The sequence below is a fragment of the Pseudomonas alkylphenolica genome (assembly GCF_004025535.1).
Classification (GTDB): domain Bacteria; phylum Pseudomonadota; class Gammaproteobacteria; order Pseudomonadales; family Pseudomonadaceae; genus Aquipseudomonas; species Aquipseudomonas alkylphenolica_A.
The window spans coordinates 275553-289439 of sequence record NZ_QJRG01000048.1 but is presented as its reverse complement, the minus strand read 5'-3'; the positions used below and the strand labels follow the sequence as shown (position 1 = coordinate 289439).

The window sequence follows — 13887 nt, the reverse complement described above, 5'->3', positions numbered from 1 at the left end:
GGGTCAAGGCTTCGATGACCTGGCGTGGAGATCGCGTCGACAGGTTTCAAGTACCTCGTCGGCCAACGGCGAATCGTCCGGGCAGGCGCGTGACAACATCAGCGCGCCGACCGCCTGGGCGATGGCGTTGATCTTCGCTGCCCGTACGGTGTGCTGATCGCTCTCGTCTGGCGTCTGGCCCGAGCGTGCCAAGGCCTCGGCAAGCATGCGTTCAATACCCTCTGCGAAAGTGGCTTTGATTGCCGGTGACTGGCGTGCAGCATCGGCGCCCAGGGCTGCCAGGGTGCAGCCGGAACCGCGTGCATCCCGGTGTTCACGTGACAGGTAACGGTCGATGAATGCGGTGCCGTCCAGGTCAGCGGTACTGCCACTGCTTTGCGCCAACCCGCAGGCGGCCGCTTCAGCCATCAGGTCGGCCTTGGAGCCGAAGTGCTTGTAGAACCCGCCATGGGTAAAGCCGGCTGCGGCCATCAGGTCCGCCACACCCACGCCATCGTAGCCACGCTCGCGAAACAGCTGTGATGCCGTCTCGACGATATGCGCGCGGTTGGCCTGCGCCTGCGCCTTGCTGACTTTCATGATGGAAGACCTCTGCATGTTCGTGGTCAGGATGAGTGGCCAGTATACATAGATGTCATTCATCATCAAAACAGTTGACGGTTAAGATTATGATCATCATCATAACGTTCGTTGCCCGAGCAGTACCCCTCGACTTCAGCACATGAGAGCTACGTTATGAACTCGCTTCCCTCCGTCCTCATTACCGGCGCTTCTTCTGGCATTGGCGCTACCTACGCAGACCGCTTTGCCCAGCGTGGCCATGATCTGGTGCTGGTTGCCCGTGATCGTTCGCGCCTTGAGGCACTCGCGGCACGGCTTCGCGACCGTTACCAGGTGGCGGTGGATGTCCTCGCAGCAGACCTTACCCAGGCAGATGAACTGGCCGCCGTTGCCGCCCGCTTGCGTGATGACACGCGTATCGGCGTGCTGATCAACAACGCGGGCGCTGCCCGTTCGGGGCGCTTCATCGATCAGTCGAGTGAGAGCATTACCGGCATCGTGACGCTCAACACCCTGGCGCTGGTGCAGCTCGCAAACGCCATCGCGCCGCGTCTGGCCCAGGCCGGTGAGGGCGCCATCGTCAACATCGGCTCGGTGGTCGGCCTGGCGCCGGAGTTCGCCATGACGGTGTACGGCGCCACCAAGGCATTCGTGTTGTTCCTGTCGCAAGGCCTGAGCCTGGAACTCGCGCCACAGGGTGTTTATGTGCAGGCGGTATTGCCGGCCGCGACCCGTACGGAAATCTGGGAGCGTTCGGGGGTGGACATCAACAGCCTGGAGGCGGTGATGGAGGTCGCCGCGCTGGTCGACGCCGCGCTGGCCGGTTTTGATCGCCGTGAACCGGTGACCATTCCGCCGTTGCAGGACGGGGCCCATTGGGAGGCCATGCAGGCAGCCCGGCAGGCGTTGCTGGGCAACATCAAACAGGATCAGGTGGCGGCGCGTTACCTGCTTGCGGCTGAACCGGCACGGTGAGCTACGCTTGATCAGGCGCGCGATCGTCCGGTAACTGCGGCCGGTTGTCTGCTAACCGCAAGCAGTCACGGAGACGCCCTGACGATGCAAACGCCGGTCAAGCCCCGCAGCACCCTCAACCCGCCGGTGTTCTACACCAGTGCCGTGCTGATATTCCTGCTGGTGCTGTATGCCGTGGTGTTCCAGGAACAGGCACAAAGCCAGTTCAACCATGTCCAGCAGTGGATCTTTACCAACGCCAGCTGGTTCTACATCCTCGCCGTCGCGCTGATCCTGATCAGCGCGGTGTTCCTGGCCATCAGCCGTTATGGCGACATCAAGCTGGGCCCCGACCACAGTGAGCCGGAGTACCGCAGTAGAAGCTGGTTTGCCATGCTGTTTTCCGCCGGCATGGGCATCGGCCTGATGTTTTTCGGCGTGGCCGAGCCGGTCATGCATTTCACCAGCCCGCCGGTGGGCGAGGCGGGTACGGTGCAGGCGGCCCGCGAGGCGATGAAAATCACCTTCTTTCATTGGGGCCTGCACGCCTGGGCGATCTATGCCATCGTCGGGCTCATTCTGGCGTATTTCAGCTTTCGCAAAGGCCTGCCGCTGACGCTTCGTTCGGCGCTTTATCCGCTGATTGGCGAGCGTATCTACGGTCCCATTGGTCATGCCGTAGACGTGTTCGCCATCCTCGGTACTGTGTTTGGCGTCGCCACCTCACTGGGCTACGGCGTATTGCAGATCAACAGCGGCTTTCACCACCTGTTCGGGGTGCCGGTGAACACTACGGTGCAGATCATCCTGATTGCAGTGACCTGCGGGTTGGCGACATTGTCGGTGGCAAGCGGGCTGGACAAGGGCATCCGCATCCTTTCGGAGCTCAACCTGGCATTGGCGGTGGTGCTGATGTGCTTCGTGCTGTTGCTGGGGCCCACGGTGTTCCTGCTGCAGGCGTATGTGCAAAACACCGGGGCTTACCTGTCCGACATCGTCAACAAAACCTTCAACCTGTATGCCTACGAGCCGACCGACTGGATTGGCGGCTGGACCTTGCTGTACTGGGGCTGGTGGCTGTCGTGGTCACCGTTCGTTGGCCTGTTCATTGCCCGCATCTCCCGTGGGCGGACCATCCGTGAGTTCATTTGCGGGGTATTGTTTGTACCGGCCGGTTTCACCCTGTTGTGGATGACGGTGTTCGGTGATTCGGCGCTGCACATGATCCTCAACGAGGGCATCACCGACCTGGCGGCAGTGGTCGACCAGGACAGCTCCCTTGCGTTGTTCGCCTTCCTTGAGCATTTCCCGTTTTCGTCGCTGATCTCGATGCTCGCGGTGCTGATGGTGGTGGTGTTCTTTGTCACCTCCGCCGACTCCGGTGCCTTGGTCGTGGACATGTTGGCGTCTTCCGGGCATGACCATTCACCGCTGTGGCAGCGCATCTTCTGGTCGGTGAGCATCGGTGTGGTGGCAATCGCGTTGCTGCTGGCTAACGGCCTTAAGGCCCTGCAAACGGCAACCATTGCCAGTGCGTTGCCGTTCTCGCTGATCCTGCTGGCCTCGATCTGGGGCTTGTTCCGTGCACTCAACCTCGACGCGACCCGCCAGGGCTTGCGCTACCAGGCGCTGCCGTCGCCACGGCATGCCGCGCATTCGTTCGGTGGTTGGCAGCGACGGCTGCGCAACATCGCCATGATGCCGCGGCGCGCGCACGTCACCCGGTTTATCGCCGAAGTGGTCAAACCGGCCTGCGACGAAGTGGCGGAAGAGTTGCGCAAGCAAGGGTACGACGTGGCCGTCGACGAGCAGGACGATGGGCGCATTACCCTGGAGCTGGACCATGCCGGCGAAGGGCGCTTTCTCTACGAGGTGCGCCCGCGCGCTTTCGTGATGCCCAGCTTCGTGCTGCAGGAAAATGATGAGGGCAACGAGGCACGCAAGTACTTTCGCGCTGAAGTGCACTTGCGCGAAGGTGGGCAGGATTACGACATCATGGGTTGGAGCCGTGAAGATGTGATCGGCGACATCCTCGATCAGTACGAGCGGCACTTGCACTACCTGCACATGGTACGTTGACCGCGTCTCTTAGCCCCCAAGCCCCTGGGCCACGGCGTGCACCTGCTGGCGCAGCCAGCGCCGCAACGGGTCGGCGTCGGTGCGGGCGTGCCAGATCTGCATCACCTCGACCCGTGGCAGTGTCAACGGCAGCGGGTGCAGGCGCAGGTCGGCATCATGTTCCACCGCCTCGACCGCCAGTGAGCGCAGGCAGGTCAGCAGCATGTCGGTGCCGCGGATCAGCCGGCTCGGGGCGATGAAGCTCGATAACCCTGCGGCGATCCGCCGATTCAGCCCCTTGGCCTGCAAGGCTTTGTCCACCACACCGTCCAGATCGCCGGTGAGGGTGGTCAGCAGGTGCTCGCAGGCCAGGAAGGCATCCAGGTCCAGGCCCTTGCCCAGTCGCGTATTGCCCTTGGAGGCGAGCACCACAAAGTCTTCGCTGAGCAGGCGTTGCTGGTGAAAGGTATCCGGCAGGTCGGTATAGAAACCGGCGATGGCGACGTCGCAGGTGCCTTTTTCCAGCGCCTCACGCGGCAACTGACCGCGGGTGTTGTGGGTGATCAACACCAGATTGGGCGCCTGGCTGCGCAGTATCGGCAGCAGCCCGGGCAGCAAGGTTTGCTCGACGTAGTCGGTGCTGTAGAGGTGGATGCGTTCGGCGCGGGCCAGAAAGTCGCTGCCGTCGCAGTGCTCGTAGAAGGCCTCCAGTTCCCCCACCAGGCGCTGCACCTGCGGAGCCAGCTCGTGCGCACGGGGTGTTGGCGACAGGCCACGCGGTGCGCGAACGAACAACGGATCGCCCAGTTGCTGGCGCAGCTTGTTCAGCTTGTGGCTGAGCGCCGGCTGGCTGAGGGCCATGCGCGTGGCGGCCAACGAGGCATTGCGCTCCTGGTAGAGCACATGGAACACCAGCAGCAGGTTCAGGTCCTTCTTGTTGATATTCATATTTTGAATGCCAGAAATTAAAGCTTTCGAATTTTCGAATCTTAGCGACTTGTCTAGGATAGTGGCTACTGACATCGCTGACCCTCAGGAGACCCCATGACCATCAGCATCTTTGCCACAATCCGCCCCAAACCCGAGCACCGTGAAGCCGTGGAGCAAGCACTGCGGGTGATGGTCGAGCGTTCCCGTGCCGAGCCGGGCAACCTGCGTTACGACCTGTTCGTGCGCGAAGGTGGCGAACTGGCCTTCGACCTGTTCGAACTCTACATCGACGCCGCGGCGGTTGAAGCACACCGCCAGAGTGCGCACTACCAGGCCTATCGGGCCGCCACGGGCGAGTGGGTAGCGGCCCCGGTCGAGGTTCGTCTGGGCCGTGCGCTGGATCTGGCACCGTTCAATGGAGCAGGCGCATGACCCGGAACACTATCAATAAAGTGGCCCTTGCCTTGGCCGGTACCTTGCTGGCCGGCACGGCGGCGGCCGCGTCCAAAGGCGAGGTGCTGGTGTTGCTGTCCAGCGAACACCAGCTGCCCTTGCAGGGTGGCAAGCAGTACACCACCGGTTATTACCTCAACGAGTTCGGTGTACCGGCCAATGAACTGATCAAGGCCGGTTACACGCTGGTGCTGGTGACCCCGAAGGGTAACGCGCCACGTGTCGATAAAACCTCGATCGACCCCTCGTATTTCGGCAAAGACACCGCGCAAATGCAGCGCATCCAGTCAGTCGTTGACGGCCTGCCCGGCATCAACGATAGCTTGTCACTCAGCGAGGTACTTTCCGGGGACCTGGACCGTTACGCCGGGTTGCTGATTCCTGGGGGCCATGCACCGCTGATTGACCTGGCCAACAACCCGCAGGTCGGCGCCTTGCTGCGCCATTTCCATCAGGCCGGCAAGCCCACGGCCGCCATTTGCCATGGCCCGATCGCGTTGCTTTCAGCACAGCAGGATCCGGCCGCTTACCAGGCGGCGCTCAGCCGCGGCGAGACACCCGCGGCCAGCAACTGGATCTATCAGGGCTACCGCATGACCATCTTCTCGGACCCGGAAGAACAGGTGTTCGAAGGTTCGCTCAAGGGTGAGCGCCTGCTGTTCTACCCGGCCAAGGCCATGGCCGGTGCGGGTGGCAACATGAGCTATGCGCAAGCGTGGATGCCCAATGTGGTGGTGGATCGCGAGCTGATCACCGGGCAAAACCCGTTCTCGGATCACGCATTGGCCAAAGCGCTGGTAGAAAAACTCGACGCCCGACAGAAAGATTGACCCCTGCACCCCCGTACGGACAGATCGCGCGGTCTGAGGACAGATCGCGCAGCGATTTGCGGTAGCCACTGCTCTGTAACATTTAGTTTCATGTGTGCCCTCAATAGTGGCCAGCCCAACGCTGTCATCTATGAGGCTGCACCGTGTTTCAACGTCTTTTGTGTTCGCTGTCTGTCCTGAGCCTGTCCATCGCCGCTGCCCAGGCCGCCACCCTCGATACGCCGCGCCTGGCGAGTATCGACAACTTTCGCGATGTCGCCGGTACCACCAGCGCCTACACCACGCGCAATGATGGCACGATGCGCGCCGGGGTGTTCTACCGCTCCAACGCCCTGACGCCATCGGCCGCTGACCTGGCTACCCTCAACGGTCTGGGCATCCGCGCCATCTACGACCTGCGCACACCCAGTGAGATCGCCGCCACCCCCGACACCCTGCTCACCGGGGCGACCTACCGCAACATCGACATTATTGGCAGCGGGACTTCCGGGGCCAATATCACCACCGTCTCGATCAGCAGTGCAGACCAGGCCATGGCCATGATGCAGGACGCCAACCGCAGCTTTGTCAGCGATGCCGGCATGCGCAACCAGTTCGGGGCGCTGTTCACGGCGCTGGCCGATGTCGACGGCGCGGCGTTGTTTCACTGTACGGCCGGCAAGGACCGCACCGGCTGGACTTCGGCAGTGCTGTTGAGCCTGGCGGGTGTCGATAACGCCACGATCATGGCGGACTACCTGGCGACCAATGACTACACCGCAGCGCGCGTGGCCAAAACCCTGGCCGCGATGCCGGCGAGCATGGCCGCCATCTATGGCCCGATGCTCACCGTCGACGCAAGCTTCCTGCAAGCCGGGCTGGACGAAGTGATCAGCCAGTACGGCAGCATGGACAACTACCTCAAGACCGGCCTGGGCCTGTCGCAAGAGACGCTCTACGTGCTGCGCGCCAAACTGGTCGAATACAACAGCCTGCCGGGCCAGGCCGGGTTGCTCGGCAATGCGGCGGCGGGTGCCGTTTTATTGCAACAGCTGCAGAACAGCAGCCTGTCCGGCGCCGACACGGCCTATAACTTCTACCTGCAATCGGCCATTGATGCCGGCACCCTTGGCGGCGTCGAGTCGACGGTTGGCGGCCAGGTGCATGCCGATGCGGCCAGCTACCTGCTGCGCCAGGATGCGCTGATCGACCAGGCGGCGACGCCCTACACCCGGGGTACCGAGCTCAAGGTCGGGCAGTACCGCCTGTGGACTACCGCGCTGGCCAGCTACCTGGGTACCGACGGCTCGAACCACGCCGCCAGCAGCAATGAACACAGCCAGGGCATGATGGTCGGCCTGACCCAACGCTTCTCGGAGCAGCTCAGTGCCTATGCCGGTATTGGCTACAGCAACGGCTCGGTGGGCGGGGCAGGCGGCGAGGTGGATACCGACCTCAGCTTCATCCGCGCCGGCGCACGCTTTGCGCCCGATGGCCTGGAACACGGGGTGTTCGTCGACGCCGATGCCAGCGCCGGCTGGCTGGACTACGACAGCAAACGTGACCTGGGCGGTGGCCTGGGCACGGCCAAAGGCGACAGCCACGGCACCCTCACGGGCGCCAGCCTGGCCTTGGGTTATCGCACGCCGGTGAACGGCATGGTGCTTGAGCCGACTCTCGGTGTGCGCGCCAGCCATCTGGATATCTCCGACTTTACGGAAAAAGGCAGCGAACTGGCGCTGGCGGTAGACGGCATCAGCGAGACCCGTACCAGCGCCTTCGTCAACCTCAATGCATCATTCAGCGCCTTTGACGTCGGCGCCTGGCAATGGGTGCCGGGCATCGACGTCGGCTATGAGCACGTACTGGGCGATAACACCCTCGACAGCCAGGGGCACTTGCTCGGCCTGGATGTTGAACAGCGCGCTGCCTTTGATAACCGCGACCAGTTCAGCGCCGGGGTCAACCTGATGGCGACCTTGGGCGCCTTGAGTGTCGGTGCTGAGGTGGGTGCCAGTGGTGGCGGCGACAGCCACGGTGCCAGTGGCAGCCTCAAGGCCAGTTACCTGTTCTGACCCTCAGCCCGGCGATCTGCTGCCGATGCAGAGCGTCGGGCGCTTTCGCACATCGGCGGGGCTTACGCCGTAAGCGCCCTGGAAATACTGGCAGAACCTGCCGACGTTGCTGAAACCATGTTGCAAGGCCACCTCGGAGACCGACGGCGCGCCGTCGCTGGCCAATGCCGTGTAGGCCTGCTCCAGGCGTACCTGGCGTTGGTAGGCAACAATCGAGGTGCCGGCAAAGCGCTGAAAGCCGTCCTGCAGCGCTCGCAGGCTGGTATTGCTCAACTGCGCCAGTTCACTGCTGCCGACCCGTTGCTGCGGATGGCTGTGGATGTAATCCATGGCCACCTTCACATGGCGCGGCGCAATCCGGGGCGCTGGGCGGCGCAACGCCTCGGTGAAATTGTGTGGCCAGGCTTCCAGCACTGCATCAATGAGCATTTCCTGCAGGCGTACCGGCATCAATGAGCCCGTGTTGATCAGCAGGTCGAAGTCGTTGCCAGTGGCCAGTTGCACCAGCGCCCGGATGCCCTGCAACGCCGGTACGTCAAGGTTCACCCGTGGCTCAAAGCGCAGCGCTTGCACGATCGGCTTGCCCAGCAACAGCGACAATCGTTCGGTCAGCAGCGAACGGCGAATCGAAAGGCCATGCTGGGAATGACCGTCGACCACGCGCATCGAGTGCATCTCACGTTTGTCGATGGCCAGGCCGACGTGGCTCGAGCCCACGCTATCGCTGGCCTGGTTAACGATGATCTTGCCGGCAATGGGCAGCACGAAAGTGATTTCGTCTGCGGGGCTGGGGAGCGTGATGGTGAAGTCGCCCTGATAGTGCATGTGCCGGAAGCTGACACCTTCATAGCGGCCATAGACGCCACCGATGACGATGTCGTTGGGCAGCGGCGGGGTATCGGCATAGAGGTTGCCGAACAGCTGGGCGAACATCGCCTCGAATACATCGCTGTTCATCACGTCAGCGCGAAGGATGATGGGCTTGCGGGTTGGGCTGGAATACACCGTCAGTGTCGCCTTGAACAGGAGCGCGGGCAGGCGCGGGAATGCGCAGCGACGCTAGCAGGGCCTGATGACAGAAGTATGACTTGGCTCAGGCTGCAGCGAAAACCTTCGACTAGACTCACACGCTGGATTCAAGGCATTAACGGACACGAGGCTTTGTTCATGGCAAAAGACAAGAAAGGTGCTGATAAGCGCAAGCCCTCAAAAGATACCAAGTTGAAGAACAAGGACTACCTCGAGCAGCTGCGCTTGCTGCATATCGAGCTGGTCAAGATGCAGGAATGGGTAAAGGAAAAAGGCATCAAGGTTTGCATCCTGTTTGAAGGCCGCGATGGTGCCGGCAAGGGCGGGACGATCAAGGCCCTGACCGAGCGGGTGAGCCCCCGCGTGTTTCGCGTGATGGCGTTGCCGGCGCCCAACGACCGTGAAAAAAGCCAGATGTATCTGCAGCGCTACCTGCCGCACCTGCCTGCCGCCGGTGAGGTGGTGATCTTTGACCGCAGCTGGTACAACCGCGCCGGTGTCGAGCGGGTGATGGGTTTTTGCACGCAAGAACAGGCTGAGGGTTTCCTCAACGCCGTACCGGCAGTGGAGCGTGCAATCATCGACTCGGGTGTGATCCTGCTCAAGTACTGGCTGGAAGTCAGCGAAGAGGAACAGACCCGCCGCCTTGAAGCACGGATCGAGGACGGCCGGAAAATCTGGAAACTGTCACCCATGGACCTGAAGTCATACAGCCGCTGGTACGACTACTCACGTGCTCGCGATGACATGTTCAAGGCTACCGACACCGGGCATGCGCCGTGGTATGTGGCTGACTCGAACGACAAGCGCCGCGCCCGGCTGAATATCATCGCCGACATCCTCAGCCATATTCCTTACAAAGAGATTCCGCGCGAGAAGGTCAAACTGCCTAAACGGCAGAAGCCTGGTAATTATCGCGATCCCAATTACCAGTACAAACGGGTGGCCGAGCAGTACTGAAAGCGACACAAAAAGCCTGCGTAGACGCAGGCTTTTTTTCAGGTGTGGCCGGCAGTGACCTAAAGCAGGTCCAGCTTGTAGTCGATGAGAATGCGCAACTCGCGGTCGTCACGAAAGTTGGCGGTGTTGCTGAAGTCGTTGGTGTACCAGGAGTGTCGCACGCGCAAGGCCAATCCGCGTGCCGGGCCACTCTGGATCACATAGGCCAGTTGTATCTGTTTTTCGGTCTCGGTGCGGTCCTTGCCACCCAAACGGTCCGGCAGCTCGATGTCGTAACCGTGCACCCAGCGCGCCCAGCTGCTCAGCCCGGGGATGCCCAGTGCTGCAAAGTCATAGTCGTGGCGGATCTGCCAGGCCGTCTCGCGCGGGTTGACGAAGTCGGAGCTGTACAGAAACTCACTCAGCCCATCCGGGTCGGCGCCCATGATGTAAGGCATCGCCGTGTCGCCGCTCATGTGCTGAAAGCCGGCGCCGATGCTGTGGCCCGCGATGTCGTAGGTCAGGTTGAAGGTGGTGTTGCGGTTGTCTACCTGTCCCGCACGTGCCTCGCCGTCTTCGCGTGAATCAAAATAGCGCAGCTGGCTGCGCAGCGCCCCGGGCCCCAGCGGCAGGCGGTGGCTGAAACCGGCGTAGTCCTGGCGGTAGATGTCCTCAAGGCGGGCGTGGAAATAGCGCAACTGCAACGTCGGCGACCATTGGTAGTAACCGCCGATGTAGCTGAAGTCGTTGGAGCGTGCGTTACGGTCAAAGCGCGCGTTGGGCGCGGCCACACCGATGGTTTCGTTGTTGCTGGAGTCGCGCAGGTTGACCCGGTCGAAGCGGCCCACCTGCAGGTTGAGGTTGTCGATGTCCTGTGAGCGCAACGACGCCCCGCGGAAGGTTTCGGGGTACAGGCGCGTAGAGGGCGTCAGCGCAATGGGCAACTGGGGGTACTGGGTGCCCAGCAGCAGTTCGGTTTTCGACAGGCGCATGCGCCCGGTCAGCCCCAGCTCCGAGAAGTCATCGGCGGCACGCCCGTCGTCGTGCACCGGGAGCAGATTGGAGCCGGTGCGATCCGGCGAGGAGTCCAGCTTGATGCCCAGAAACGCCTGGGCGTCGAGGCCAAAACCCAGGGTGCCCTGGGTGTAGCCTGAAGCATATTGGGCGATGAAGCCCTGCGCCCATTCGCGGATCTGCGACTTGCTGCCGTCGTCCTTGTAATCACGGTTGTAGTACTGGTTACGCAGCATCAGGCTTGCTTTGGAGTCTTCAATGAACCCTGCCGCCTGAACGCCGATGGGCAATGTGCCGGCAGCCAGCGTGCAAGCCAGCAGGGCAGGCGTAAAGAAGCGATTTGTCATCAGTAACATGTCGTTCGCCAGTCATGGAGCCACTGCAGCGGGCAGTGACGTTTGATGAGGTTTTTTCAAGGCGAGCCTCACCGCACCTTCCAGAAGTCCGGAAGGCGGGGGAGCGCTGTCGCTGAAAAGGTCGGGGTTGCTTGCGCCGTCGCTAACGTGTCAAGGCATGCCTAGCGGCAGGCTGGCGTTGGCGCGGTCGACGAACTGGTTGGTGTAATACACCTCCGGTGGCTCGGCCTGGCGCACGATGCCTTCGGCGGTGTAGAAGTCCCGCGAGCGAGCCACACGCTGGGCATCGAATCCGCCCAGGTGTGCCTGTTTGCCGTAAATGCGCTCGATGTACAGGGCGAAGGTGCGCTCAACCTTGTCTTCCTTGCCGGCGTAGGCGGGCACGGCTTTGGCGAACACCCGGGCGGCCTCGGCCGGGTCGGTGAGGATGTCATGCAGGGCCAGCAAGGTACCGTTGACAATGGCCTGTACTGCCTGTGGCTGCTCGGCAATGGCCTGGTCCGAGGCGATCACCGCCTGCGACATGGCATCGAACAACTGTTCACGCGGCAGCAGCTCCAGCGGGCGGCCGCTGTCCTGGATGTTCACCACCCAGTCTGCCGAACCGGCCATGGCGTCGGCCTTGCCATCGGCGAACAGTTGCCAGACGCCCGCCGGGCCGGCTGCCTGGATATTCACGTCCTTGCGGTCCATGCCGGCGGCGCGCAAGGTGGCGAGCAAGGTGTAGTACATCGAGTCGGAGTACGACATCACCGTGATGGTTTTACCCCTGAGGTCCTGCACCGAATGAATCTGTTTGGCCGGGTCCAGGGCGAGCAGGGTGTGCGGGTATTGGCCGAGCAGCACCACGGCTTTCACCGGTACGCCATTGGCGCGCACGATGATCGGGGTATCGCCATTGCCCACACCGAACAGCGCGTTGCCTGAGCCGACCTGCTTGGCGACATCGGCACCCCCCTTGGCCGCGACCAGGTTCACGTCATAACCGAACCGCTGGTAGTAGCCTTTTTCCTTGGCGATGACCCAAGGGGCAAACCCGGGCAGGTTCGGTGGTGCGGGCATCAACAGCGTGACGGGTTGAGGCGCGGCCTGAACGGCCGCAGCGCACAGCAAGGCAACGACCGAACCCAGGGTTCGGACGCACGACGGTATCAGTTTCATGCAAGGATTCCTGTTCACTTATTGACGGCAGTGTTTTTTTTATCGTCAGCGTGCAGTTCTTGTTATGTGAATCCTTCAACGCCATGGCGGGCATGGCGTTGAATTTTCGGCCCCGGCCGGGGCCTGGCATTACTCAGACAGCGGGTTTACTTGCGTGCGCCGTGCACGACAAACAGCTTGGCGCCCTGCATTTTTTGCCCGACCGCTTCCTCATAGGCTTCGCGTACATCGTCAGGCTGACCTGCCTGGCCGAAGAAGTCCTTCAGGTAAGGGCCCAGCAGCGGGTGCTCGGCCAGCTGTGCCCGGGGCAGGCCGTTGAGCAGCTCGTCGCGGCAGGCCGAAGGCAAATACACGTTCTGGTTCAGTGCGGGGTCGAAGATCAGGCCTTTGGGCACATGACCGGCATCTTCGCGCAGGGCATCAAGTTCTTCGAAGAAGCGCCGGCGCATCATCACCACGCCCTTGTCGCTTTGCCCCAGCTTTTCACGGGTGCGGTCGGTGATCGCGCCCTGGCCGACCCAGACCACAAAGTCCTGGTTGGCCACGTGGGAGGTAATCCAGCGGCCGGTTTTGGGGTCTTTGATCGGGCCGTACCACGACGGGATTTTCTCCTGGCGGTAGGGTTCCTGCTCGCTGGGTACACGGCTGAACACCCACAGCACGCTCAGGGTGTTGTAATCATCGATCGGTACCCGCCATTCGAAGTGGTGGCCCAGGTAAAAGCCGTTCGGCCACAAGGTCACCCGGCCGGTGGTCCACATCACGTTGTTTTCGTCTTCGCCCTCGCGCAGTCGGCGGTAGGTGAAGCCGTAGTCGAATTCGTCGAAGGCCAGCTTCTGGTGCGGCTGCACATAGGGGCCGGTTTCACCGGACTGGCGAATCGTCCAGTTATTGTGGGTCCATTCGAAATGCACCGGGTCGATGGAGTTTTCCTGGCACTGGAACCAGTTGCAGGGCAACTCGGCGAATACCGCCTGGGCGAAGCCGTTGGGGTAGTTGAACAGTTCCCAGTCGGGCAGTTGGGGTACCGGCTCTGGCCCCATGTAGGCCCACAACAGACCGGCCTTGGCCTGTACCCGGTAGGCCTTGATGCGGGTGTTCTTGCACATGCGGGCAGACGGATCGCAGGCTTGCTCGAAGGGTTGCTGGATGCATTGGCCGTCGGCGGCAAACTGCCAGCCGTGATAACTGCAGCGGATACCGGTCTGCTCGACATAGCCATACGACATGTCGGCGTTGCGGTGCGGGCACTGGCGATCGACCAGGCCAAAGTTGCCGCTCAGGTCTTTGTACAGCACCAGGTCTTCACCCAGGATGCGGATCGGACGGATCGACTTGTCGTCGAACTCGCTCTGGCCGGCAATCGGGTGCCAGTAGCGGCGCAAGTAGGCGCCCATTTCCGTTTCGGGCCCGACCTGGGTCAGCAGCCGGTTTTTTTCCTCACTCAGCATCACGGTCTCCTTGTGTGTTCGTTATCAGGCATTGTTTTACTAACGAATCATTGTTTTTGTATTGGAACCAAGCATGAAAAATGCCAGGTACTATAAA

The 13887-nt window shown here is 61.9% G+C and carries 12 protein-coding genes; 6 read left to right on the top strand and 6 right to left on the bottom strand.

Annotated features, from left to right (window positions below; all coding sequences use genetic code 11):
* Nucleotides 1-3 precede the first annotated feature (3 nt).
* A complete protein-coding gene (locus tag DM813_RS22000; protein WP_128325510.1) occupies nt 4-579 on the bottom strand; it encodes a TetR/AcrR family transcriptional regulator in 576 nt (191 codons plus the stop codon).
* Between the two features lie 156 nt (nt 580-735).
* Here DM813_RS22000 and DM813_RS21995 point away from each other — a divergent pair, with 156 nt between their 5' ends.
* Complete coding sequence (locus DM813_RS21995; RefSeq protein ID WP_128325509.1) at nt 736-1536, top strand: SDR family NAD(P)-dependent oxidoreductase; 801 nt, start codon at nt 736-738, stop codon at nt 1534-1536.
* Between the two features lie 84 nt (nt 1537-1620).
* Nucleotides 1621-3594 (top strand): BCCT family transporter, encoded by a 1974-nt coding sequence (locus tag DM813_RS21990; protein ID WP_128325508.1) that lies wholly within the window; start codon nt 1621-1623, stop codon nt 3592-3594.
* A 9-nt stretch (nt 3595-3603) separates the two neighbouring features.
* On the opposite strand, the gene DM813_RS21985 is transcribed toward DM813_RS21990, so the two are convergent.
* Nucleotides 3604-4521: a LysR family transcriptional regulator gene (locus tag DM813_RS21985; RefSeq protein WP_128325507.1), complete on the bottom strand. Its 918-nt coding sequence runs from the start codon at nt 4519-4521 to the stop codon at nt 3604-3606.
* Nucleotides 4522-4617: 96 nt separating this feature from the next.
* Between DM813_RS21985 and DM813_RS21980 the strand changes: the two genes are divergently transcribed.
* The 3 genes from DM813_RS21980 to DM813_RS21970 all read left to right on the top strand — a co-directional run bounded on the left by DM813_RS21980 (nt 4618) and on the right by DM813_RS21970 (nt 7840).
* Complete coding sequence (locus DM813_RS21980; RefSeq protein WP_128325506.1) at nt 4618-4935, top strand: putative quinol monooxygenase; 318 nt, start codon at nt 4618-4620, stop codon at nt 4933-4935.
* A complete protein-coding gene (locus DM813_RS21975; RefSeq protein ID WP_128325505.1) occupies nt 4932-5786 on the top strand; it encodes a type 1 glutamine amidotransferase domain-containing protein in 855 nt (284 codons plus the stop codon). Before DM813_RS21980 ends, DM813_RS21975 begins: the two co-directional genes overlap by 4 nt.
* A 143-nt stretch (nt 5787-5929) precedes the next feature.
* Nucleotides 5930-7840: a tyrosine-protein phosphatase gene (locus DM813_RS21970; RefSeq protein ID WP_128325504.1), complete on the top strand. Its 1911-nt coding sequence runs from the start codon at nt 5930-5932 to the stop codon at nt 7838-7840.
* A gap of 3 nt (nt 7841-7843) precedes the next feature.
* Here the strand turns inward: DM813_RS21970 and DM813_RS21965 are convergent, their stop codons facing one another.
* The gene (locus tag DM813_RS21965; RefSeq protein WP_128325503.1) at nt 7844-8845 is read right to left on the bottom strand and encodes an AraC family transcriptional regulator; all 1002 of its coding nucleotides are present in this window, start codon (nt 8843-8845) and stop codon (nt 7844-7846) included.
* A gap of 162 nt (nt 8846-9007) precedes the next feature.
* On the opposite strand from DM813_RS21965, the gene ppk2 reads away from it, so the two are divergent.
* Complete coding sequence (gene ppk2 / locus DM813_RS21960; protein ID WP_128325502.1) at nt 9008-9829, top strand: polyphosphate kinase 2; 822 nt, start codon at nt 9008-9010, stop codon at nt 9827-9829.
* 59 nt (nt 9830-9888) lie between these two features.
* On the opposite strand, the gene DM813_RS21955 is transcribed toward ppk2, so the two are convergent.
* From DM813_RS21955 to DM813_RS21945, 3 genes are all read right to left on the bottom strand, one after another.
* On the bottom strand, nt 9889-11178 hold the full coding sequence (locus tag DM813_RS21955) for an OprD family porin (RefSeq protein ID WP_241653221.1): 1290 nt from the start codon (nt 11176-11178) through the stop codon (nt 9889-9891).
* 150 nt (nt 11179-11328) lie between these two features.
* Complete coding sequence (locus tag DM813_RS21950; RefSeq protein WP_128325501.1) at nt 11329-12339, bottom strand: ABC transporter substrate-binding protein; 1011 nt, start codon at nt 12337-12339, stop codon at nt 11329-11331.
* 146 nt (nt 12340-12485) lie between these two features.
* On the bottom strand, nt 12486-13790 hold the full coding sequence (locus tag DM813_RS21945; RefSeq protein ID WP_128325500.1) for an aromatic ring-hydroxylating dioxygenase subunit alpha: 1305 nt from the start codon (nt 13788-13790) through the stop codon (nt 12486-12488).
* Nucleotides 13791-13887 lie beyond the last annotated feature (97 nt).